The 24,082-nt window shown below is 38.3% G+C and carries 18 protein-coding genes; 14 read left to right on the forward strand and 4 right to left on the reverse strand.

All coding sequences use genetic code 11. The annotated features are described in order from the left end of the window. Window positions 1-559 precede the first annotated feature (559 nt). The 14 genes from AC3IRT_RS09000 (at window position 560) to AC3IRT_RS09065 (ending at window position 17,679) form a co-directional block, all read left to right on the forward strand. Window positions 560-1,150: a hypothetical protein gene (locus AC3IRT_RS09000; protein WP_489396037.1), complete on the forward strand. Its 591-nt coding sequence runs from the start codon at window positions 560-562 to the stop codon at window positions 1,148-1,150. A 79-nt stretch (window positions 1,151-1,229) separates the two neighbouring features. After that, the gene (locus tag AC3IRT_RS09005; protein WP_489396038.1) at window positions 1,230-1,730 is read left to right on the forward strand and encodes a mismatch-specific DNA-glycosylase; all 501 of its coding nucleotides are present in this window, start codon (window positions 1,230-1,232) and stop codon (window positions 1,728-1,730) included. Window positions 1,731-1,786: 56 nt separating this feature from the next. Beyond that, complete coding sequence (locus tag AC3IRT_RS09010) at window positions 1,787-2,371, forward strand: ORF6N domain-containing protein (protein WP_489396039.1); 585 nt, start codon at window positions 1,787-1,789, stop codon at window positions 2,369-2,371. A gap of 101 nt (window positions 2,372-2,472) precedes the next feature. Beyond that, window positions 2,473-2,895, forward strand: coding sequence for a tetratricopeptide repeat protein (locus tag AC3IRT_RS09015; RefSeq protein ID WP_489396040.1), 423 nt, complete (start codon window positions 2,473-2,475; stop codon window positions 2,893-2,895). 11 nt (window positions 2,896-2,906) lie between these two features. Beyond that, complete coding sequence (locus tag AC3IRT_RS09020; RefSeq protein ID WP_489396041.1) at window positions 2,907-3,761, forward strand: DUF1016 N-terminal domain-containing protein; 855 nt, start codon at window positions 2,907-2,909, stop codon at window positions 3,759-3,761. Window positions 3,762-4,091: 330 nt separating this feature from the next. Then, on the forward strand, window positions 4,092-4,316 hold the full coding sequence (locus AC3IRT_RS09025; RefSeq protein WP_489396042.1) for a hypothetical protein: 225 nt from the start codon (window positions 4,092-4,094) through the stop codon (window positions 4,314-4,316). 9 nt (window positions 4,317-4,325) lie between these two features. Further along, window positions 4,326-6,044, forward strand: a complete 1,719-nt coding sequence (gene dptF, locus AC3IRT_RS09030) for a DNA phosphorothioation-dependent restriction protein DptF (RefSeq protein WP_489396043.1) — start codon at window positions 4,326-4,328, stop codon at window positions 6,042-6,044. 2 nt (window positions 6,045-6,046) lie between these two features. Beyond that, on the forward strand, window positions 6,047-7,519 hold the full coding sequence (gene dptG / locus AC3IRT_RS09035; RefSeq protein WP_489396044.1) for a DNA phosphorothioation-dependent restriction protein DptG: 1,473 nt from the start codon (window positions 6,047-6,049) through the stop codon (window positions 7,517-7,519). Beyond that, complete coding sequence (locus AC3IRT_RS09040) at window positions 7,519-10,941, forward strand: hypothetical protein (protein ID WP_489396045.1); 3,423 nt, start codon at window positions 7,519-7,521, stop codon at window positions 10,939-10,941. Before dptG ends, AC3IRT_RS09040 begins: the two co-directional genes overlap by 1 nt. 204 nt (window positions 10,942-11,145) lie before the next feature. Beyond that, window positions 11,146-12,696: an IS21 family transposase gene (istA, locus tag AC3IRT_RS09045; RefSeq protein ID WP_489396046.1), complete on the forward strand. Its 1,551-nt coding sequence runs from the start codon at window positions 11,146-11,148 to the stop codon at window positions 12,694-12,696. A 23-nt stretch (window positions 12,697-12,719) separates the two neighbouring features. Further along, window positions 12,720-13,457: an IS21-like element helper ATPase IstB gene (istB, locus tag AC3IRT_RS09050; protein ID WP_489396047.1), complete on the forward strand. Its 738-nt coding sequence runs from the start codon at window positions 12,720-12,722 to the stop codon at window positions 13,455-13,457. 83 nt (window positions 13,458-13,540) lie between these two features. Continuing rightward, window positions 13,541-15,376 (forward strand): ATP-binding protein, encoded by a 1,836-nt coding sequence (locus tag AC3IRT_RS09055; RefSeq protein ID WP_489396048.1) that lies wholly within the window; start codon window positions 13,541-13,543, stop codon window positions 15,374-15,376. A gap of 13 nt (window positions 15,377-15,389) precedes the next feature. Further along, window positions 15,390-16,100, forward strand: a complete 711-nt coding sequence (locus AC3IRT_RS09060; protein WP_489396049.1) for a hypothetical protein — start codon at window positions 15,390-15,392, stop codon at window positions 16,098-16,100. Then, window positions 16,093-17,679 carry an ORC-CDC6 family AAA ATPase gene (locus tag AC3IRT_RS09065; RefSeq protein WP_489396050.1) on the forward strand — a complete coding sequence of 529 codons (1,587 nt, stop codon included), beginning with the start codon at window positions 16,093-16,095 and terminating at the stop codon, window positions 17,677-17,679. The genes AC3IRT_RS09060 and AC3IRT_RS09065 overlap by 8 nt, the downstream gene beginning before the upstream one ends. Before the next feature lie 15 nt (window positions 17,680-17,694). On the opposite strand, the gene AC3IRT_RS09070 is transcribed toward AC3IRT_RS09065, so the two are convergent. From AC3IRT_RS09070 to AC3IRT_RS09085, 4 genes are read right to left on the reverse strand one after another with little or no spacing between them, the layout of a single operon-like run. Beyond that, window positions 17,695-18,804 carry a phosphoadenosine phosphosulfate reductase domain-containing protein gene (locus AC3IRT_RS09070; RefSeq protein ID WP_489396051.1) on the reverse strand — a complete coding sequence of 370 codons (1,110 nt, stop codon included), beginning with the start codon at window positions 18,802-18,804 and terminating at the stop codon, window positions 17,695-17,697. Between the two features lie 8 nt (window positions 18,805-18,812). Beyond that, the gene (locus AC3IRT_RS09075) at window positions 18,813-22,046 is read right to left on the reverse strand and encodes a hypothetical protein (protein WP_489396052.1); all 3,234 of its coding nucleotides are present in this window, start codon (window positions 22,044-22,046) and stop codon (window positions 18,813-18,815) included. Beyond that, window positions 22,033-22,911: a DUF4007 family protein gene (locus AC3IRT_RS09080; RefSeq protein ID WP_489396053.1), complete on the reverse strand. Its 879-nt coding sequence runs from the start codon at window positions 22,909-22,911 to the stop codon at window positions 22,033-22,035. Before AC3IRT_RS09080 ends, AC3IRT_RS09075 begins: the two co-directional genes overlap by 14 nt. A gap of 20 nt (window positions 22,912-22,931) precedes the next feature. Beyond that, the gene (locus AC3IRT_RS09085) at window positions 22,932-24,071 is read right to left on the reverse strand and encodes a cysteine desulfurase family protein (RefSeq protein WP_489396054.1); all 1,140 of its coding nucleotides are present in this window, start codon (window positions 24,069-24,071) and stop codon (window positions 22,932-22,934) included. Window positions 24,072-24,082 lie beyond the last annotated feature (11 nt).

The following is a 24,082-nucleotide window of genomic DNA, read 5'->3' on the forward strand; positions in this document are numbered from 1 at the left end:
ACGGGTGCAAAACAAAAATATTGTCATCCCGACTTCGGAGGGATCTATCTTTTGTTTGATAGCCCCCCTCTCCTTTCAGTCCAAAGGGCCGTTTTATTCAGGGTGACGAATAATGTTCTTTGTTTGCTGTTTACGGGAAAACCGGAGACGCTGATCTTGGATCGGGTCTGGGTGGTTCTGCTTGGTGTTATCAAATCGTGTCATAATCTTTTAGTTTATGATAACGATGAAACTCGGTAAAGCTTGGAGGAAGGCTGATTGGCTGTAAAACCAATAGGGCAAATCCAAAGCTCTGGCAGAGGCACCGCTAAGAACCCCCATGAACGAATTCATGGTTCCACAGAGTCTGACATGGACCGCCCTATTGGATTATTATCATCAAAGATAACAAATTCCAATAGATAGCGAACCCACGATCAACTCACATGGAAATTTTAGCGGTTTTCTGCTGTGAGTGACATCGTTAAAGCAGTGGCTCTAGCCCCCTGCTCTATTAATCGCTTATATAACTAAAACAAAGATAAATAATAAAATATAAAAAACAAAGTTATTATATATTTTGAACAGAAATCAATACAACCCTGACGATGAATTTGCCTCCAGAATAACAGAGGCAATGACATTGTATGGACTGGAAGAAGGTGATATAGGCAAACTAATTGGAACTAATGCGACTGATATTAGAAACATTGTCAGCCTCGAAAGAACCTTGGGACTAAAACGTGCTAATAAAATTGCTTCTGTTTTTGGAATGAAGTATTATCAGTTCGGAAATCCAAAAACAAAGCTCCTTGCAAAGGATGAGCTCCCGAAGAGAACCATTTTAGCCATAAACGAACGGATTAAAAATGGCCCTTCTAAAGTAGAAATTGACACAGAACTAAATCTTCCCATGCACACAATAGAAGTCCTCTCAAAACTCGAGCTGTCAAGCGAATTTACTCCAAAATCCATTCATGGAAAGTTACCAGAGAATATTAAATCAAAAGTTGAATCCAATCGTGTTACCGTACTTTTCAAAACAGGTAGCTTAAGAAATTTTGTGCAATATGCTGACAAAAAGGATGGAACCAATCACATTTACAGATTCATCTCGGCAGAAGCTAAAAAATCAATGGAAGATCTTCTAAAGAAATTGAAAGAAAAATAGGGACAGGCTTAGAGCTGTTTGACATGTATTTTAAAGAACTGCACTGATCAGAATTATATAACCAATTGATAGAAAAATTATGTTAAGAGATGTACTTACCACCAACCTTGATATAGTCTTTTGCGGAACCGCAAAGGGAAAAGCTTCTGCACTAAAAGGATTCTATTACGCGGGACCTGGCAATAAATTTTACAGCATCTTACACTCTGCAGGCTTTACACCTAAAAAGTTAGATCCGAGAGATTGCTATGATGTGGGCAATTATAAAATTGGTCTAACTGACTTAGTCCATAATGAATACGGTAATGATAACCAAATTTCTAGCGAGAATTATGATGTGGCGGGCTTCATTGCAAAAATGGAAAAGTTTCAGCCAAAGTACATTGCTTTTAACGGTAAAACAGCAGCCTCCTTTTTTTTAGGATATCAAGGTGTCACTAGCCTAGTAAAATATGGATTACAGGACAAAACTTTAGGGAAATCAAAACTTTTCGTACTCCCTTCCACATCCGGAAGTTCAAGGCGACACTGGAATGAAAACTATTGGCTTGAGTTGAAAAAATTGATTAATGAAAAATAAGCAAACTCTATGATCACAAATTGTGATCTTAGGATAAGACAGCAAACCAATATGTTATGAGTAAAAGCCATTCCAATGAAATAGCAATTACAGACGAAATCCTAGTGAACAAGATATATGAGTTCAGAGGACAAAAGGTTATGCTGGACAGTGACCTTGCCGAGTTATATGGTGTAGAGACCCGTAGGCTAAAAGAACAAGTTAGAAGAAATATCATCCGGTTTCCCGATCGCTTTATGTTTGAGCTAACGAAAGAGGAGTATGATATAATCCTAAGATCGCAAAATGCGACCTTAGAACAGGGACGTTACTCCAAGTACCTACCGTTCGCGTTTACCGAACATGGAGTGCTAATGCTTTCAAATGTCTTAAAGAGCGAGCAAGCCATCACGATGAGTATTCGCATTATAGATGTGTTTGTAAAGCTGAGAGACATGCTATACATCAACACTGAAATGAAACTGGAAATCGCCGAAATCAAATACACCGTGGAACAAATCGCAAAAAAACAGAAAGGACATGATCAGAATATTGAATTGCTCTTTGAATATATAGACCGCTTGCAGGAGACGACACCCCACCCCTCTTCTAAAGGTGTAACGGTGGTAAAGGGATTTGATGTTGGGAGGAAGAAGAAATGAAGATATTGTTCAATTTTACATTTATTTTATCTGTCTGTATGCTTTGCACATCTTGCAACTTTATAGATAGCCTAATAACGAAATACTATTATAATAGAGGGGTGTCAAAGCATGAGGAAAAAGATTTGATAGGTGCTCATGAATATTATTCTTATGCAATCAATTTCAACAAAAACTATTCTAAGGCCTATGTATCCAGAGGAAGTGTTTACCTCGATCTAAAGGATCACGTCAGTGCGATTGATACTTATTCAAAAGCAATAGAAATAGAACCAGAAAACGCTACAGCGTATGCATATCGTGGCAGGGCATACTACGAATGCGATAGCAATGAACTTGCACTAGTAGATTATAACAGGGCTCTTGAAATCGATCCGAAATTGGTCTTCGCCTATTATGGTAGAGGCCTACTAAAGTTCACAAACCGAGATCTCCATGGCGGATGTAAGGATTACAAATTGGCAGCAGGTCTCGGTGATGAGGAATCTGCACAATTAGTTGATAACTATTGTAAGGAATTTTAAAAAGATAGACAATGAAATTCCACAAATTAGTCATTAGCATACAAAACACGCACGAGGAGTTACAGCGTTCGGCCGTCAAAGCGGTGAACCAGTCGCTTACTGTGCGCAATTGGCTGATCGGCTTATACATCGTCGAATTTGAGCAGATAGGTGAAGACCGTGCGAAGTATGGTGAGCGTCTACTACAAGAACTTGCCGAATCTATTAGTATCAGAGGTTTATCCAAAACAAACTTAAAGCTTTCTAGACAGTTCTATATAGCATATCCGCATTTGGTTTCCGCGGTTAAAGAAGTATTAGAAAACAACGGCATACAAGTCAATCGAATTGGTCAGTTATTGACTGACCAATTACAAAAAACTGGCTTACAAGAATTTGAAATTCATCAGGCGGCAACTGATGAATTGAGTAAATCAAAAGAAAGCACTAAAATTAATAACAGCTTTCTCATAGATCCTACAGAAATACTCTCAAAAATATCTTTTACTCATTTCGTACAACTAATCCCGATTCATGACATGAGGAAACGTACTTTCTATGAAGTAGAATGTATTCAGCAAGCTTGGAGCGTAGACGAGTTGAAAAGACAGATCAATACACTATACTACGAACGCAGTGGAATAAGCAAAAAACCGGATCAACTGTCCAAAATTGTCAATCAGAAAGCAGAGAGTTTGACAGTAGAAGATATGATCAAGTCTCCATTCTCTTTTGAGTTCCTAGGCTTCAAGGCAAAGGAAGTGGTTTATGAAAATGATCGCAGAAATAGAACGGGGAAAAAATATATTGAGAGAGCAGGGAATGGTGTATGGGAAAGGGAGAAATTCATAGTTAAGAAAAGAACATATGGTCAACTATATATTTAACAATAAAGGTCAAGAGGTTGATCCAAATGATATCTGGAACAAATTGATTAAAACAATGCAAGTAGGGTATAAATTTCAAAGTGTAGGTAATGACCCTAAAACTTATATTATAGAATCAATAGATGACAATTCCATTTCCTTTTCAGGCGGAGACCGGAAAGACGTTGAAGATACTGACTGTTTTAGTTTTATCGATGTCATTAACAAATTAAGGACTATGGAGGTGTTTAATACTAATAGTTCTAAGCACAACTTTAAGGGAACAGACATCTATGCGAAAAGATCACCGCTTTTTTGATTATTGTTAACCAAGGGGATTATCGAAAAATTATGATAAAAACAGGACAGATAGAAATTGATGGCAACTCCTATAGGTTTGGTTACGAGAGAGATGAAACCTTTGTAGGTTTAAAATATAAAATAACGGATTTCACGACTAGGGTAACCATATGGCGAGATGAAATAGGCTTATGGCAGCAACTAGCTGAAGGAAATGGTCCTCTTTCCCAAGAAACCCTTACGAAAGTAATAAACGAAATTTTAGTCAATCCGTAGTACGACATTATGTTTAAAGAAACTTTAGATAAGTTAAGTATCAATTCAAAAGAGGCAGTCATAGATGGAACTTTCAATAATCTTGACGCTTTCAAAGATTATCTACATATAGATAGGAAAGTAGAAAAAGTATTACAAAATATAGTTCTCGATTCTATAGAATCCAAAACTTCCAAACTCATACTAATCTCAGGCAACGTAGGAGATGGCAAGTCACATATGCTTGCTAAGCTTTACCAAAAGCTTCCAGAACAAATGAGTCAGGTTGAGGTTCGGAATGATGCTACGGAAAGTAATTTTCTGAGTAGGAGCTGGATAGAAGAGCTATCTGATTTCTTGGCTCATTTAAGTGATAGCGAGATCGAAAAAGATAATAACAAGCACGTTAAGATAGTTGCGATAAATCTTGGTGTGCTATCTCGTTTTATACAAGAAAAGGGAGATGAATTCAAGCTGCTAAAATCCTTTGTAATTGATAAGGGGATAATCGAGCATTTAAATTACAACAATTCTTACAATGATAAATCCTATTTTCAGTTTGTTAACCTAGCTGACTTCAAGCTGTTTGAACTAACGGAGAACACGGTTCATTCTTCCATTATACGCGGGATATTAGATAAAATAACTGCACATTCTGATAATAACCCCATTTATAATGCATTCAATCAATATTATCTAAATCATCCTTATCGGGACAATTGTATTCTGAGAAATAACTTCCTACAACTTTCCAAGGATGAAATAAAAGACAGTTTGACCTCCATTATTATTTATATCCTAATTAAGGAAAAACTAATCTTATCTATTAGAGATCTACTAAACTTCGTATACGATTTATTAGTTCCGTTCACATATCAAGCACTATCTAGCGACCAAATAAAAACAAGAAAAGATTACTTAGATCAAAACTTCATTATCGAAAACAACTTAGCGTACAAGCTCTTTGAATCATCAAAGAGGTCTGCCCTAATGACCTGCATTAGTAAAGTCGACCCGTTAACGATTAGAGAAGAATTTATTGATCGTGTAATATTTAACCTTAATTCGACCCAAAATCCAGAAACAATTTTTGAAGAGCACGATATCGAAATGCCTAAAGGTTTGCATAGTGTACTTGATGAAGCGTACTTGAGAAATAAAATAATCAAAACTTTCGTAAGAGCCTTATTTCTTCATAAAAGTCCTGTTTTTAACAATTCTCTTCATAATTTCCATACATTCTGTCAATATCTGTTTCATTACTATACGGGAAATAAAATCGGCTTACAGTCGTTATACATTGAAGTCAATGAAGCTATTAAACGTTGGAATGGTTCGGCCAAAGTAAATGATGAAGTAAATATCCCTATAGCTACTCATCAGATTGAGTACAACGTTACTCAAAAGATATCATTTCGTCCCATTATTAAGGTGATAGATAATAAGCAGGATATATTGAACGAGTTTGACTACACTATTCCTATAACTTTAGAGGCGAAAGACAAAGAATATACTTTTGTATTAGATCTAGCACTATATACTCTCCTATTAAAAGTAAGAAACGGGTATTCTCCAAATAAAAAGGATAAAGAAGATCATATAGACTTTCAAAATTTTGTCAACTTGTTAATAAACGCCTCTCTCTCTAATAATGACGGACTAAATTTCGAAAGAATTAATGGGAATCAGATTGACAGGTATGAATTATCGATCGATATGTTCGGGAATTATACATTTAAGAAAGCCTAATTATGTTTCAGATTTTAGAAGAAAAGTATAATAATACATTTTATCCTACGACTAAAGGATTTCAGCATTCCAGTGGTAAAACATCTATCTTCTTTCCTTTTGCTACGGACACCACTGGTATAAATGATACAAAATCTACACTTAAGGATTTCAAGAGTATATCTGCTGCTATTCATAGAAACTGGACTAACACAGAAATACATCTGCCAGATCTAACTGAAGAGATTGTTGAAGGAATAATTGAATCAGTCAGTACAGAAGAGAAAAGCCAACTAAAGGATATTATAAAAAAGCTAATATTTGATAGTAAAGGTAATCTAGTTATATTCCAAAAATCTATTATCCCTTTCATTAAGAGAAGCGAGAAGAATGCAAAAATATCTAACCTAATTACATTTCTATTTCATCTTTTTGATGGACCTGATTTCTCATATAAAATCAATGGTTGTCTTTTAAATAAGGGTAGTTCAAACACTTTATATACATTAGTTTCTAATTATCTAAACAATAAGATAGTAGAAACTAAAAATGAAATAGGTAAAAGACCTTATTTTGACGGAGAAATCAGTAAACAGGTAAGGAAATTATTCCAAAGAGACTACCTATTGTTAAGTGAAAATGAAGATTTATTTAAAAAGCATCTACATCAACTTTTTAAATATTACTACTATTTATACATCCAACTTCTAGCTATTGAGTTTAACGAATCAATAACTAATACATCTAAAACAAAATTGTTCTTTAGTTTGGAATGGGAGAAGCTATCCCAATCCAGATTAGCTGTAGACAATGGGTATAAAAAACTTGAGACAATAGTAACAGACATGTTTTCGCATAGTAACTGTCTTGAAATGTTAAACACTATAGACTTCTCGGAAAAGCTACCCAATCAAATAGTGACTTATAAAGACATCATCTACCTTTATGAAAGTTGCTCAGAAAACGAAATTCTTGACCTAGAGGCATCATTACATAAATTGTTAAGGCAATATTTAAGGCTCATCAGCCAAGTCGAAGCAAAAAAAGGAGGCTTTGATTGGGGAACTGAAAGCGCTATCGACGCTTTGCAGACAAGTTCGGATAGTCAAGATCCTCAGGGCTTAAAGATAGTAAGACAGCTATTTTATGCTATGCGCTACCAATTTGAGAAATCAGGAAGAAAAGGAGCAAATACTGATTTCAGTACTTGGTACAAAACATTTGTACAACTAAATTTTGTAAAAACAAGGGGACGTTTGGGAAATACCTTATCATTGAGCAAAGACCATTTATTGTTATTCACGGAACTAGCAATCTTGAATACTGGTAAGGATAAAATTCTATTAACTACACTTTGGGAAGAGCTAGAAATAAGAGGTATTCATTTAGACAATCAGTCTAAAAATGAAGCTATTCAATACTTTCAAAAAATAAATGCTCTAGAAAAGAAAAGTGATAGTGGAGACGCCCAATATGTAACTAAAATGCACAAATAATGATAACACACAATAAGGTATACTTTTTTTTCTCACAGATACTATATGATTTTTTCAAAGCGTATAATTTTAGAAATGGTGATAAGTTTCATTTAAAATTTGAAAAGAAATTGAATGTGCAACTTTTCTATGATTCGCTAAAATTAATAAGTGCGGCTAATGATTTGAGTTACACCTATAATGACTACACATCTTACCACATTGATTTTAACGGCTTTAAACTAGTTGTCGCGTCGGCTAAAAACGATGATTTCTTGACTGGTTTACGAAATAATTTTCAAAAAGTAGTGGGATTTGAACATAATTCAGGTATTCTATTTATTCATAATTCAGAATTAGAAAGTATTAATAAAGGTGCATTAGATCTGTCTACAAAACACATGCCCTTTCATTATGAAAATATAGCGAATGAAATCACAAAGAGATTTAGAGAGACTGAAAAGTTCTCTCCTACCCAATGTGACTTCATTGATTTAATCTTACAGTCTGAGAATAACGATTTTCACGTAGAAAATAGCAATATTTTCGACCTATCAAGATACTTAAATATATTAGTCAACGAAGAACTAACAGCCAAAGACTTTGCTGACCTTAATTTATTTCATGACAATATTATTCTTGAAGAAAATATCCCTCGTAGAGAACTATTAAAAAGAGTTCAAAAAAATCAAAAATGGCATACTGATATGAGTATGCACGAAAGTGTTGGTTCTCTTGAAAACTATATTGATAGAGTTTTTGGTCAGGAAAATATAAGTAAGCTTAAAAACAAAGATAATTGGAGTGAAATTAGCTTTGGTGAGCTACTAAAAATGGAGGAACAAAAAGGGCAAATAAAATTTAATGAATACGCACCTATAAAGAATGAAATCTCTGATGGATTAATTGCTTGGGATAAATCGGATGGCGATACTAAAACAAAGGAAAAGATTAGAAATATTATAATCTTTAATCCCGATAAGCGTAGAGAGATTTCCTTGCCTATAAGGTTCAAAAACAAACTTAACAAAGATTTTTTTAATATTTCAACCAAGCGTAGTGATTCGGATTATATCTTTTATATTGATTTTTCACTTGCTTTGGGGTCTACGGTATTCTTTAAAGATTTTCAATATAGAGAGGAAAAAAGAGGTAAAGTAAATATCACAAAGTTCAAAGTCCTAATTGTTCCTTTTGGCGAGAATTTCTTCAGGGAATTCAAAACAAAATATACCATTCAAATCGGCAAAGAATACTCTTTTGTAGAGATTTTTGCTAATGAAGATTTATTAATCAATCCCGGATATGAAGTCGTAGATACAGACCTCGTTGAAAACGAAAAATATGAACTATTTGACGATCAGACTCTAAAACTAAACTTAACGGAATCTAATACATTAGATAAAGCTAAAATCAGATTTCAACTGAAACATGGAGCTCTTCCCCTATTTATTACTGCAAAACTAGCAGAAGTTAAACCCTTAACTTTGACTAGTACTGCAGCTTGGTTAAAGAAAAACGAGTCTGGAAAATCAATTTACTTCAACAAGCGTATCAAACCAGGTCATTCTGATATAACCATTACGCTCGAGCATGGTAACACCAACTATTTTCCTTCAGGTGAGTCACGACGTAATAATCTTCTCTATGAAGATCTAATGATAGCTAATGAGATCCTTATTGGAAACATCAGTATTAATAATACAATGACTTGTCGATCTGCAAATATTGATAAGGAAGTCGCGAATGCATATCTTGACGTTATAAAATATTTTAAGTCCAAATCGTCGGATTCGCTAAAATTATTACCAAGTCTAGCATACATAGAACCAGAGTTAAAGTCTCTTTATACTAAACTATTAGATTGTTATACCAAAGCACTAAATGAAATAAAGGAAGATCAAGCACTAACTCTCGCTCAACAAGAATTGCTTAAATTAGGTTCTGTCTTTAATGAAAACAATTCTAGATTTTATCTTTCACCTTTACACCCTCTTGTAATAAGTTACCAGCTAAATTTAAAGGAAAAAATAGATAGAAATTTCTTAAATGAACCGTTAGATGCGATTGTTAAAAGGCTAACTCCAATTAATCTATTACCGTTTATTAACAAAGGAAGTGGGAACAAAGACTATTATATCAGTTCCGAGCAAGAACATAGTCTAGAATGGGTAGAATATGTTGATGCCTCAAAAGAAGGGCAGTCATTGAGTAGAAGAAATGTACCCGAAATGTTAGCATCAAAGATTGCAGAATTCATTAAACATTTCTCGTATTTGTTTATTGACTCTACCTCACCTATTAAAATTAATCTCATCAACACTGGTGATTGTAGAGAAGCATTAAAAGGCATTTTTAACTATTTTATAAGTGAGGTTAACGACAAATTATCAAAGGGTGAAAATCTAAATGAATTAACGCCTATACATATAAGCATATACGGCTCGGAATCATTTGTGACTGCTTTCGATCAATTTTCTAAATTTGATGAAGCTGAAGATATAAGAGATAAACTAGATATTGATATAACAAATAAGATCAAGGACAAAATTGAGTTATCAGATCTACTCTCTCTATATCATGAGAAAGTACATTTATCTAATATAAAAGGAACAAATTATACCTATGCCCATATATCCTTTTATCAGTTTGAAGAGAGAGAAATAGAAAAATCTTTAAACAATACAAATAGTATTTCAACAGGTGTCAATTTAAATGCAGTAATTAATGATCTGCCATCCGTCAATGCAACAGGAAATTACAGAACAAGTTTCGGAACGAAAGGGCTAAACTATTCCAATGATCTAATTGAGTTAAGCCAAAATTTAAATGCGCTCGCTTACATAAACAATACTTCTAATATATTTAAGCATAGCAATGCCTTTGCTTCTGTTATTAATTATGATGTTAAACAAAGACTTCAATCTATATACTCAGCAAGTCAATGGATAACTTTTATTAATCCGCGAGTAGACTTAAGTTTTTTCAAAGAAGATAAAGATGTTGTTATAATACACTATACGGATCAATTTGGAAACTCTACGGGATATGACTCTATAACGGTGACCAGCAAATGGGAGCAGTATGAACACATTATAAAAGAATACTTAAGAGGGAAAGTATCGTTCATTGATAATAACATTAAAAACATTATCAATATGTTTAATGCTATCAACGGCTATTGGCTTTTACGATTAGGTTCTCAATCCTCAAATGTGGAGCGCGAAAAAATAAGCATGCTTTCCGCCTTCAAGGAAGCTTTTGCTATTTTAGATCATCCCAATATTACCTGGATATCTCTATCATTGGAAGAAATATTACGCGTCACTGCTGGTGCAGGTTTAAAACAGACCGATCCTAATGCACTATTTTCTGTTAAATCGCTCCAAAAATCTGGTTCTTTTAGTGATGATATTTTGATGTGGATATTACGGATCGATTAGTGCCAGTTATTTCGGTCAGTTGATGCCATCTATTACGGTTCAAAACGTGCCATTTTAGAATATTTGGATTAGAGTTTTACGGTTCGTTTTGTGCCATTCGTATTAGGGTACTCTAATACCCGACACACTACCAAGATTACGGTTCGTTTAGTGCCACTTTAAAAGATCAAGAACTTACCTTGTCGCTCTAATAATTGAAGCGATATGGCCAACACACTTGATCCGATGGACTTAAAACAAATACTTACATTACATCTGGACGGCTACAGTAACCGTAAAATAGGTTCCGTACTTGGTATTTCCCGTAATACGGTCAACACGTATATGCAGCTATTTGCAGGCAGCGAATACTCCTTTGAGGAACTTCTGGGCTTCGATATAGCTGCTTTAAGCGAACTATTCTCATCGCATACCACTTTGGACACAGCACGGCATAATGAGCTCATGCTTTATTTCGAAGGGGTCAACAAAGCCCGCAACCATCCCGGCTTCACTTTTCTATATCACTATCAGCAATATGTCGAGCTAGCGGCAGAACCCTACAGCTATACCCAGTTCCTGGAGCATTACCGCCGTAAATACCCAAAAGAAAAGGGCTCGATGAAACTTCAGCACATAGCCGGTGAGGAAATGTTTATTGACTTTGCAGGCAAGAAGCTACATATCATTGATAGGCATAGCGGAGAGATCATTCCTGTTGAGGTATTTGTCGCCATACTTCCATGCAGTCAGTATACCTATGTCCAGGCCTGCACAAGCCAAAAACGTGCAGATATGATATCCTGCTGCAGTAATGCCTTGCGTTTCTATGGAGGTGTACCCAAAGCTATAGTGTCGGACAATCTAAAGTCGGCTGTCAATAGATCGAGCAGATATGAACCCGAAATCAACCGTAGCTTTAAAGACTTTGCGCGCCATTACAACTGTGTTATCAATCCAACCCGGGGGTACTCTCCCCAAGACAAGGCATTGGTCGAGAATGCGGTCCACCTGGCTTATCAACGTATCTATTATCCCTTGCGTGAGATGACCTTCTTCTCACTGAAGGATCTCAACAAAGAAATTACCATTTTATTGGAGCGATACAACAATCTGCTCTTCAAACGGAAAGAATCCAGTCGTATAGAACTGTTCCAGCGTACCGAGAGACAGTATCTCAAAGATCTACCTGCTGAGACCTATGAGCTTAAGAACTATAAAAGAGCGAAGGTGCAGAAGATGGGCTATGTATACTTTTCTCCCGACAAAAGCTATTATAGCGTTCCGTACCGTTACATCGGAAAAGAAACCTCCATCCATTATACCAAAAGCCGTGTTGAGGTATTCTACAGCCATGAAAGGATCGCATTGCACCAGCGTAATTTGATAAAAGGAAGCTATATAACAAATACGGATCACCTGAGCAGTACCCACAAGTTCTACTCGGAGTGGAGCCCTGAGTTCTTTAAGAAAAAAGCACTATCCCATGGTGAATATGTTCTGGCATGTATTGAAAAGATATTGGCATCACAGGACTATCCCGAAATAAGCTATAAACGCTCTCTGGGTATCATCCAGTTGCACCGTGCCTATGGCTCGCAGCGTCTCAATAATGCGTGCAAAAGGGCACTGGATACAGATGCATGCTCTTATCTGAGGATAAAGAATATGCTTAAGAACAATATGGACAGAGTCCATCTATCGGATGATCCCATCCAGCAGATACAGCATATACCATTCCATAGTAATATACGCGGAGCTTCGGCATACGAATAATAATAACAATCAAAAATCAGAAGATGAACAATCAGACAGTTGAAAAACTACGTAACATGCGTCTGGGCGCCATGGCCCAGCTGCACCAACAGTGCGTTAAGGAAAACAGGTTCGAAGGTATGACATGTGACGAATACCTTGCATTATTGACCGATCACCAATGGGAAGACCGTGAAAACAACAAGATCGACAGGTTGCTCAAACAGGCTGGCTTTAGGCAGAACGCCAGTCTTGGCGATATAAAATACGGAAGTGAAAGAAATCTGGATAAAAACATGTTCGCTCGTCTTGGTACCCTGGACTTTGTACAGCGTAAAGAAAACATCATAATCTGTGGTGCCTCCGGCACAGGAAAAAGTTATCTATCGCAGGCACTGGGGAATCAGGCCTGTCTCACGGGAATAAAAACACTCTACACAGTAACTGCCAGAATCATTAAGAGGTTGAAATTGAGTAAAGTTGACGGAACATATCTCAAGGAGCTGGAAAAACTGGCCAAGACAGAACTGTTGATACTTGATGACTTCGGGCTGCAGGCTTTCGATAACCAGGATCGGGAAACATTGATGGATATCATAGACGATCGACATGGTAAAAAATCCACCATAATATCTTCCCAGATACCAGTATCCGCTTGGTATGAAATCATCGGAGGCGAAGGGACTATTGCCGATGCAATACTCGACAGGATTGTAAACTCCTCGCACAGGATCGACCTGAAAGGTGAATCCCTAAGAAAAGGAATATTAAAACAGGAATAACAACTACTTTTTTATATAATTGTATGATCTTTTAAGTGGCACGGTTTGACCGAAATCACTGGCACCATCGCTCCGAAATACCCATGATGGTAGGCGTAGAGGAGATTGACGATAAAATAAAAGTCTACTTCTATCCTATTGAAGTAAAAATCGGCAATAATGCTAATCAAACAATTGCGAAGGCTATAAAACAGGTTTCGAATACAGTAGAACTATTAAACAATACCCTTTCTAAGGATGATTTCAATGGTAAAATATTGAGGAACTATCTTATTAACCTAGTTCTTAGTAGTGCTCAAAAGTTAGCGCTATATGATATTTGGCCTGCTTATTCAAAGAAATGGGTTGATTTGGACTCGTTAAGAGGTCGCTTATTAAACGATGACTTCGATATCGGTTCGTTGGAGGATCATATTGAACAAGCAGCTATAATTTCGTTTAAAACTAGTGCAAGTTTTGGAAAGCGGAAGATTCAAGCTGCAGATCAATGCCTACTTATAGAACTATTTGATACAGATGGAATGAACGATCTAGTTAAATCTATAGATGAATTAAAAGATCGCTATACATCAGAAACTGCTGTAGGCATTACAAAAACGGACCTTTTAGAATCAAAATATATAGCTTTAAATGAGAACGTTCAAACTTTATATACAAATATAGCTCTACAGGAAAATACCTCGGTCAATATGGCCGCAGAAGACGATCAATATAGAGCAAAAGAAGATGATATAAACGAAGGTACCTCAGCCAATGGTATAAATCGGGCATCGGAACCTCTAAAGGTTACTTTTGGATATCAAGCTAACACTAACGAATCAGTCGATTGGTTTCCTACTTCTACAGATAAGGTCATGCACACTAATACTGGCATTATTGGTACAATGGGAACTGGAAAAACACAATTTACCAAATCCCTAATAACCCAGTTAGTTAGGAATCAGAATAATAATGTCGATCGTAAATCTATTGGAATTTTAATATTCGATTATAAAGGCGATTATATTAAAGATGATTTCGTAAAAGCTAATAATGCTAAAAAATTCAAAGTAAACAAACTCCCCTTCAATCCACTGGCTTTGTCTATAGGATCTGAAGAACAATTCCGTCTTCCAGTCATTACTGCAAACACTTTCTTAGAAACATTAGTTAAGGCTTTCGGATTAGGGAAAGTACAGACTTTATTATTAAAACGCATTATTAATGACGCCTATGAAGATCGTGGTATATATAAAGATGATAGGTCAACTTGGAATAAACTGGCTCCAACACTAGAAGAGGTACTTGAACGATACTTAGAAACAGATAAAGTAAAGCAAGATAGCTTGTTGGCCGCTATCGATACTCTCTACGATCTTCAAATATTTGAACCCAATTCTGAAAAAACCCAGCCATTGTATTCGCTTATCGACGGAGTAACAATAATTGATTTAGCTGGGGTACCACCAAACATTCAAAATCTGGTGGTCGCTATCACATTAGATCAGTTCTATTCACAAATGCAAATAAATGGGCATAGTGTGATTGATGGAAATTCCCGACAACTCACTAAATTAATCCTAGTTGATGAAGCTGATAATTTCCTCAGTAAAGATTTTGAATCTGTCAGAAAAATATTAAAAGAAGGTCGAGAGTTTGGTGTCGGAACAATTTTATCCACTCAATTTTTAAATCACTTTAGCACAGAAGATAATGACTACTTACCTTACATGGCTACTTGGATCCTACACCGCGTCAGCGAAGTTAGAGATAAAGAAATCCAATCAATATTTAAGGTTGATTCTAAAACAGAAAAGGAAGCATTAATATCAGAAATTCGAAATCTAGACAAACATTATAGTATTGTCAACCTAGGGAACAACATACCAATTAAGATCAAGGATTTAGCTTTTTGGGAGTTAAATACTCTATCAGAGTAGAAACTATATTTTTATGAATGCAGCACAATATTATACACTTATAAAAGATCAAAGTAGTAGCGTATTTGAGAATTCTATTAAGGATCTAGAAGCTCTTGGCCAAATAAACGACATTAAATCTAATTTAACTCTTTGGCGTGACCTAACACATCAATGGAAGTCTTCAAAAATGCTTGGTAACGCTTTAGAAGAATTAGATATTTCATGTTTACATCTGCTATTTGGTTTTTACAGAAGTTCTTTTAAATCATTGAGGCTAGCCTTGGAAATGATTTGTGGCTCATTGTACTATTCCGCTTTTGATTTAGAGTACACGGAATGGGAACGTGGATCGAAGGACTTAGTATGGAGTAGGTTATTATGTACTGAAAATGGAGTTTTTTCACTTAGATTTGCTAATGCATATTTCCCTGAACTTGATCAAGATCTTGAATATTTCCAAAATCTCACAAAGTCATTATATAGAAAATTATCAGAGATGGTACATGGAAACAACAATACATGGAACATTGAGGACCCCAAAATAGAATTCAAAACACAATTAAGAGACCAACATAAAGCATATGTAGATTCCTTGAGTAAAATTTTAAACTTTGGATTTTCTTTAAAGTATCTTAAGCAATTTAGCGATGGGGAAAAAGAAAAAATTGAAAGCTACATAAACTCAAGTATCGGTCACATAGAAAATATCAGAAAAGAAATAGGAGGACCATCAGATGAGTAATTTTCAATATAGAACAGAAGGAATACGTAAAGAAAAATTATTTGATTTTTTTGTCGAAACGGAAGTAGAACGCGAGATTATAGGTGATTTTAAATCGGATTCTCACGTTGTATTAGAAGGTAGCAGGGGATCTGGGAAGTCTTTTATTATGAAGATTGCGGAAAGCGAATTAAATAATCATTTCAATGAAGACAAGGTTCTTCCTATTTATATAACATTCGCAAGTAGCTCCCTGCTTCACTCAAACGACCCTAATCAATTTTTTCACTGGATGCTTGCCAAGATATTGAAAGAAACTTTGAAAGCATTTGAAAAAAGAGGTCTTACAATCAGCAAATATGCTCATTCATTGATAAAGGGAAACGATGAAAACAGGTTAGAGAACTTAATCGGTTTATTTGAAAACTCATATAAGACTCCTGAAGCCAACATAAACACCAGCAATCTTCCCGAGATCAGTGATATAATAGAAGTTATTGAAACCGTTTGTGATGAAAATGACATTTTCAGGATAGTATACTTTTTCGATGAAGCGGCGCATGTTTTTCGACCAGAACAACAGCGACAATTCTTTACATTATTCAGAGATTTCAAATCTCCCTATATCTCATGCAATGCAGCTGTTTACCCTGGAGTTACTCACTATGGTAATAGCTTTGAAATGACTCACGATGCTTTGCATAGAATAGTAGAAAGAAACATAACCTCTGTTTCTTTCTTAATGGATATGAAATCAATGGTTTTAAAACAAGGTGGAGAATCATGGAACAGAAAAATTGCAAGCCAAATGGAAAACTTCAATACATTAGCTTATTGTTCAGGCGGAAATCCACGAATATTCTTAAAAACTCTGGATAATATTGATTCGTTTACAAGTAGCAAAGTTAGTGATTTTATTAGAAACTTTTATCGATCTGAAATATGGGTCGAACATAGCCAATTAGGCGAAAAATACAGGGGACTAAAGAAAATAATTGACTGGGGTAGAAGCTTTATTGAAGATCATGTTATTCCTGCCACATTTCAAAAAAACGAAAAATCAAGTGATAGAAAAACTATCTTTTTTTGGATAAGCAAAGATGCTCCTGAGATTATCAAAGAGGCGCTAAGATTACTCAGTTACACTGGAATTATAAGAAAAATTGATAGTGGCGTAAAAGCTACTAAATCAAAAATAGGATCTAGATATGAAATAAAATACGGTTGTGTTTTAGCGCAATACTCTAATCCTACAAGTAACTCTAAAGAAATAGTACCTAACCTAAAGCTAGATTTTGTAACTGAATATGGCCAAAACAACTCATTATATAATAATTTAAGTGATGAAAACATTCTTGATCTCACTCATAGAGAGTTCCTAAACACCTTGAGTAATCAGCTTGAGAAAAATATTTCTGTATTGGATTTAACTCCCTGGCAAAAAGCCAAATTAAAGGGCATCGATATTAATACGATACAAAAACTTTTAGATATAACCGAGGGTGAGTTAATAAGTAAACTGTATTACGTTGGAAAGATAAAAGCACGTACAATGAAGAATGCCGCAATATCTGAACTTCTTGAAACAATATCCGGGTAATGGTTATTTTTTTGGTTAAACAAAACAAGCGACACATCCTTCCGATTCTTCGGTCAGGATATCCATTAATAATTCGGAATTGGTCTCTTTGGCTTTGGTGGCTCGAGCTTGACGCTTGATATAATCCCGTTTGATCTGTAGGACTCGCTCTGGTCGGGCGAGATCCTCCAAACGTTCGTCCATCCAAGTATAGCCCTCCTTCTCATATTCCAAAGCTTTTGCAAAGCGATCAGGGTGTTGCTCTAAGAGCCAAACCCACTCGATCTTCTGCTGAAAGAAGCAGAAGTAGCACCCGGAGCGGGAGCGTGAATACGTCGCCGTCTGCCCATCCACCTCAAATTCTATCGGCTCGTAATAAGCCGGTACGCCTACCCCACTTTCGCGGAGAAGTTGAAATATGTCTTTTTTCACCAGCCTGTCCGTGTTGTCCAACAATGGAAAGTAATCTTCAGAAGCGATAGGGCGGTCGGTCATCTTTAAAAAGCCGTATACCACTTTGTTAAATAATGCGGTATCCAGATCCAAGAGCAATTGCACCTTATTCTCCAACAAGAACGAACGGCTAATTTCCCGCTGAATCACTTCGTAGATACGTGAGGGTCCCCCCGATTCGCTTTGCTCTGAATACAACTGTTCGACCAAGTTGATATTGACATTGTCAAACACTTTCTTCATCACATCCACGGACCAGATATTTTGCCGGAATGGAAAGATAGACTGTATGTTGGTCTTGGTAGAAATATAGCCTTCGCGGTCTTCGTCTCCACGAATCCCCACATAAGAGATCACCAAGTCATCGCCGACGTAGTCTTCGAAAGGCTCTAGCTTAAGCTTCTTCGTACACCAGCGAGATTGGGATGAGGGCAGATATCCGCCAAAGATCTCGTAAAAATGATCAAAGGGATTCTCGTGGCTCTCATTAGCGGCTTCCAGCAGATGAATCTTCTTGCCAAGATAGACTTCCAGATTATCGATCAACTGATAGGTCTCGTCCAGTTCCTTGCCGGTATCAGTGGTATAGTATTCGATATCAAGATCGGGATAGTTATTTTTCATATAAATAGCGAGGGCGGCAGAATCCTTGCCCCCTGATATGCCCATTACATGTCTTACCCGTCTACCCATTTAAGTCGTTATTTTTTTAGCTCTTCTTCTAGAAGCCGAGCGAGAATAAAGATATTCAAATTTTTATCATCTGTCAAAGACTGCGTCAATTTTTGTTGCCGGTCATGGACATCCTGTAGTTTTTGTGGGTTTACTTTGACAATACGGCTCTGCGAACCGGACTGCACATTCGTGACCTGCACTTTGAACGTCTGCAGTAATTCATCCTCTACAGCGGAGGCCAGAATCTCGGTATAGTTGTCTAATTCCTCTACCGCTTCTTTCAATTTGCGGTACAGTGACTGCTCCTCAAAATCCTGTATACCTTCCAAGGACTTGCCCAATACAGCTTGCGCCACAGAATTGAGCCAGGCCTGCTTGTCATCCAGTGGGGAATTGACCCGCATCCAAAACGTTTTGAGCTGCGGAGGCAATACCTCCTTCTTCGCTTTGGCAAAGCGTTTTTGCAACATCGATCGCCAAGTCAGAAAGTCGTGGCTGTCGTCTACGCCAACAACCTCTTTGCGGATAAATGCTTCGAATCGATCTAATAACGCTTCGTAACTGTTTTGGATCTGTTTGATGCTCTGACGAAGTTCTTCGAAATACACCTCCCGCCTATCTGCCGAGTCCTGCAAATCGGACAAGCTATAGCCCAAGGCCTGCGGAAAATCTTCGAAGAAAGACTTCTCGGGATCGGTCGCCTTGGTGATTGCTTCCCTGAGACGCTGCGCACCCTTCGATATACTGCCGGTGTGCTTGGCATAGGCCGGTAGCTCTTTGTAGAAGGTGAGAAAAGGTATAATGGTATCGATAAAACCTTTCTTCGACAACTCGTTAGTCGCCACTTGGCTCAGTAGATCGCGGTAATGATTGAACACGTCAAGACGTACGCCTTCGACGTGAAAAGCTTTCACACTGTACTGCTCGGGTTTACGAATGATCAGATCAATGGCATCCACGCTAAGCTGCGGAATAAAGCGCGTACCTTCGTAATAAAGGGCGTAACTATCTCGCTTGACCAATAAAAATAAGGGCAACAGAAAGTCTAACAATCCTTTCTTCACTTTGAAAGGACGTCTCGAAACGGTATCGACAAACTCCTTTAGCGATAGCTTCGCCTGCTTGCTTTTCTCCAAAAACTCCAAGAACACCTGCCATATGGCCTGAAACCCGGGAGCGGTGGGATCAGTCAGCTGCCACTCGCTACCGACCTGCTGGTGAAAGCGATTGAGCTTGAGCAAGGAAAGATAGATCGTCTTATCAGGAGGAAATAGGTGTGATTCGTAGCCTACATCTTCCATCCGCTCTTGCGCTATAATATTGCCCAGCAAGGTGCGCCGTGCAGAGGAAATCTGAGAAGACAGCTTATTCTTATTGACCATCTCATTTTTAAACACCGGACTACCGTGGTACACCTCGGCTACGACAGTACTCAAGAAGGTATTAAACTGTTTCCAACTCGCTATCCTGTCATTAACTTGTTCGCCCCGGTAGTATATGCTTAAATGGGCGGCATCCATGCGTTGCAAACTATGCATCACAGCCTGATGCAACTCTTGGGAAGCATATCGGTAGGAGGCGTTGAATTCTTTCGAGGCAATGCGGTCGTCCTCATATTTTTTTCGAGCAATCTCGATTTGTTGCAGATAATTGATCTGATCCACAATAGATGCTGTATGTCTATAACTGATATAAACAACCGCTTCTTCTTGCGTAGCAGAGACACGCTGCACTTCCTGTTGAGAGGTATTGCTTGCAAACACAAGGTTCACAATACCATCAAAATCACCTTTGGGCGCTTCGGCTAGTGGGGTATCCGACAATTTAAACTGGAAGTAGCGCGGCGTCCCGGTCTCCAGAAAGTGTTGCTTGGCGAGAAGTGTCGGGAAACTGAAATACTTGCTCAATAACTGTATACTGCCGTCCGTAACTACTTCACTCTTGGCTTCTTCGATCGTTTCTTCTATATCTACATCCGTTCCTTCGAAGAGGATAAACCGATTTTCTTTCGCTCTAAAGCGCACAATAGCAAAGGATTGTAATTTACGCAATGCGCTCTCTACGTTGTAGCCTCGTGTTGCTTCTAGATAAGCGGCTACAAATTGTGCATTGATGGCCATCGACTTTCTAGCAAACAGCTGCAGGAGACCAATGACCTTGATGCACGCTAGTGCATGCAAAAGCTCATCCCCTTCAAATAACCCTTCGGCCCGCTGAATGGAATCTTGCATCAAGCGCCAGCCCCGAAAGTCGGGATTGCGCTGTGTATTGACCACACCATAGTAATGGTAAAGTATATAATCAAAGACCTCGACTAAGTCGTAAAAGCCCGAATCACTGGCATTCAAGAACTGCTTGATGCCTTTGAAATCTTCTGAGTCTAAAAAAGTAAATATGGAGCGGTCATTTTGCCCGTAACGTTGCAAAGCCAAGCTCACGACACTACCAGCTAGCAACTCCAAAGGAAAGAGCTTTGTAGCGATCGTCTGATCAAAATAATCCTTTAAGGGGAATGCTTTGGAGGTGGCAACCAGTTTTAAAAGGCTATTGATTTTTTTGGTGGCCACTTTTGGTTTGTCCAGCATATGCAAACGATCGGCAGCGATCAACAATAGCTGTTCGGCAGGCACATTGAAACCGATCTCTTTGAAACGCCCTTTGACTTTGATCCACTCGTTGCGCTGGGATTCGGAAAGCTGTACGCCATAACCGGAGAAATCCTGATGCTGGGTAGTGATCAGAATAGCATTGCCCTTGTCGTCGTTGATAAACTCGGTAAGCTGCTGCAGAAAGTAAAAATCCTTTTCAGGATTGTTCTTTGCCGCATACTCCAAAAATTTACCAAACTCATCGATGCGTATGATCAGTCCGATGGTGTCTTTCTTGAGTCTTTCGCATTTTTTCTTCAATGCCGGGATGACCTCGTTGACATCGCATCCTAACTCTCTGGCAAACATTTCCTGCAATGAAGCAAATTCACCAACGATATCTAAAGTCTTGTACGAGGCATAACCTCGGATAAAATAATCGAAATGATCAAAGAAATCATTACTGTGCAACACCGCCCTCTCCAACGCCCACAAAAAAGTAGACTTGCCCGTACCGTATGCACCAATAATTGAAAACGAACGAATGGCGGTCTTTGCATTCTCCACGATTTGCTCAAAGGTGAGCTGTCCATTGATCGTGCGAACATAGTTTATTTCACGATCCTTGTCACGAATGATATTGACGGATGGTGAAAAACTACTGGTCTGCATATACATGTTGATAATATCTTTCTAAAATCTGGTATTTGTTTAAGTCTCCTTTGAGCTGCAAGACTTGGTTGCCCGCGGTTTCCGAAAAAACAGCATATTCCGAAGGAATCTGCTTCAACAAATCCACTAAAGCGGACTCTGTAAGTAAAAAGATGTTGCCGGGCGAATGGGGATCGTTGGCCAACTGTGTCAGGCTAATGCTCTGCCCAAAACCCGGATGATCCAATATGGTATACAATAGCGCTTCAAAGGGGATATGCTTATCCGACAAGTGGAATCGATAAACATCCACGAGATGGTCATCTTCATCGAGCTGTTTGGCTCCTGAGATCAACCCCAATTCCTGTAAAACATTACTATACGCCTCTTCCAGTTCGCCACTATCGGGCGTGACATAATTGCTTAAAAACACCTTAATGTCAGCATCTATCGTCTTGGGACTGAACGAAGCTTTTTGCTCCGCACAAACCCGGTCAATAAACCGCTTCAGCTGTCCTCGGCTGAATTCGATGCGTTCCCGACGAAATCTATTGAATACTAAGTGGTAGATAGAGGCGCGTTCTTCTTTGATAAGCTGATAATGCAACAGCCATAGCGTAAGTGGGTCCTCTAAATACCGGTCGGCCCCATTATCTCCGAAAAGAAAGTCTGCGAATCTGTTTGGCAGGTCGGTATCCTGATCCAGAAGTCCAAAAGCTTTCTGCCAGTAACGGACAGAAGTAACCATGTTCTTCCCAACCCCAAGATCAACTACTGCATCATCGTTGCTAAAGCTTTTACCTTGCTTGACGAAGTCATAGCCTTTCTTCAACCAATATATTTTGCACGCAAACGTCTCGTGCCCTGAAAATGATAATTTCCTCATGGATAATATTACTGCTTTACTTAAAAAGCGATTGCCCGTAACATGGCCACTATATTCTGTATCGCTGTCACGGTCTGCTGTATTTCTTCCTCTTTCGTAAATCGCCCCAAACTAAACCTGACGGCGGTGTTGGCCTCTGCCTTGCTAAGCCCCATGGCCGTGAGCACATGTGACGGTTCCATCACAAAAGAATGGCAGGCGGAACCATTGGACACGCAAATGTCCTTCAAGCCCAAAACAACTGCTTCGCTGTCTACATCGTCAAAACGGATATTGCTCGTATTGTAAATACGAGATTCCCTACTTCCGTTGACCACTGTCCCTTGAATCTCCAAGAGTTTGCTTTCTAACAAATCTCTTAAGGGCTTTATCCGTGTATGGTCATCCTCCATATTAGCTTGTGCAATTGCCGCAGCTTTGCCCAAACCTATAATTCCCGGCACGTTGAGTGTGCCACTGCGCAACCCTCGCTCATGACCACCTCCGTGCAGAAGCGATTTTATCTTGACTCTAGGGTTGACGTAAAGCCCCCCTATACCTTTGGGGCCGTGAAACTTGTGTCCCGAAAAGGTAAGCAGATCTGCATAGTCGCTGGCCTGTACCGGAATCTTACCTACAGCCTGTGTGGCATCACTCATGAACAGTGCGCCTCGTTTGTGCGAAAGCTGGGCAATCTGCTCTACATCTTGGATAACGCCGGTCTCATTATTTACCAACATCACTGATACGAGTGCCGTATTGTCCTTGAACGCTTGCTGCAACTCATCAAAATCGATCAGCCCACTGTGGTCTACGGCAAGGTAGGTCACCTCTACCCCTATCGTTTCCAAATACCGGCAAGTGTCCAACACGGCGGGATGCTCGGTCTGCACCGTGATGATATGTCTCGATCGATCTTCGCCGGCTGTCACCCCCTGCAGAGCAATGTTAATTGCTTCGGTAGCTCCAGCAGTGAAGTAGATATCTTCGGCATTAACATCGATCAGATCACCCGTTTGCTGTCTCGCATTGTCCACAGCAACCTTCACCTGCTTCCCCATTCTATGGCTACTCGACGCATTGCCGTACATATCCGTCAAATACGGCATCATCACGTCTAAAACCCTAGGGTCTAACGGTGTGGTGGCATTATTATCCAGATAAATAAAATCATCATTCATTGAGGCCGACA

This window comes from Sphingobacterium sp. KH_072 (assembly GCF_057837975.1).

Excerpts from the sequence above, each read along its gene's own strand:
- AC3IRT_RS09020 (WP_489396041.1), top strand. The coding sequence starts at position 2,907 with ATGAAATTCCACAAATTAGTCATTAGCATACAAAACACGCACGAGGAG.
- AC3IRT_RS09010 (WP_489396039.1), top strand. The coding sequence starts at position 1,787 with ATGAGTAAAAGCCATTCCAATGAAATAGCAATTACAGACGAAATCCTA.
- AC3IRT_RS09060 (WP_489396049.1), top strand. The coding sequence starts at position 15,390 with ATGAATGCAGCACAATATTATACACTTATAAAAGATCAAAGTAGTAGC.
- AC3IRT_RS09075 (WP_489396052.1), bottom strand. The coding sequence starts at position 22,046 with ATGCAGACCAGTAGTTTTTCACCATCCGTCAATATCATTCGTGACAAG.
- AC3IRT_RS09055 (WP_489396048.1), top strand. The coding sequence starts at position 13,541 with ATGATGGTAGGCGTAGAGGAGATTGACGATAAAATAAAAGTCTACTTC.
- AC3IRT_RS09005 (WP_489396038.1), top strand. The coding sequence starts at position 1,230 with ATGTTAAGAGATGTACTTACCACCAACCTTGATATAGTCTTTTGCGGA.
- AC3IRT_RS09065 (WP_489396050.1), top strand. The coding sequence starts at position 16,093 with ATGAGTAATTTTCAATATAGAACAGAAGGAATACGTAAAGAAAAATTA.
- istB (WP_489396047.1), top strand. The coding sequence starts at position 12,720 with ATGAACAATCAGACAGTTGAAAAACTACGTAACATGCGTCTGGGCGCC.
- AC3IRT_RS09080 (WP_489396053.1), bottom strand. The coding sequence starts at position 22,911 with ATGAGGAAATTATCATTTTCAGGGCACGAGACGTTTGCGTGCAAAATA.
- dptG (WP_489396044.1), top strand. The coding sequence starts at position 6,047 with ATGTTTCAGATTTTAGAAGAAAAGTATAATAATACATTTTATCCTACG.
- dptF (WP_489396043.1), top strand. The coding sequence starts at position 4,326 with ATGTTTAAAGAAACTTTAGATAAGTTAAGTATCAATTCAAAAGAGGCA.
- istA (WP_489396046.1), top strand. The coding sequence starts at position 11,146 with ATGGCCAACACACTTGATCCGATGGACTTAAAACAAATACTTACATTA.
- AC3IRT_RS09025 (WP_489396042.1), top strand. The coding sequence starts at position 4,092 with ATGATAAAAACAGGACAGATAGAAATTGATGGCAACTCCTATAGGTTT.
- AC3IRT_RS09085 (WP_489396054.1), bottom strand. The coding sequence starts at position 24,071 with ATGAATGATGATTTTATTTATCTGGATAATAATGCCACCACACCGTTA.
- AC3IRT_RS09070 (WP_489396051.1), bottom strand. The coding sequence starts at position 18,804 with ATGGGTAGACGGGTAAGACATGTAATGGGCATATCAGGGGGCAAGGAT.
- AC3IRT_RS09040 (WP_489396045.1), top strand. The coding sequence starts at position 7,519 with ATGATAACACACAATAAGGTATACTTTTTTTTCTCACAGATACTATAT.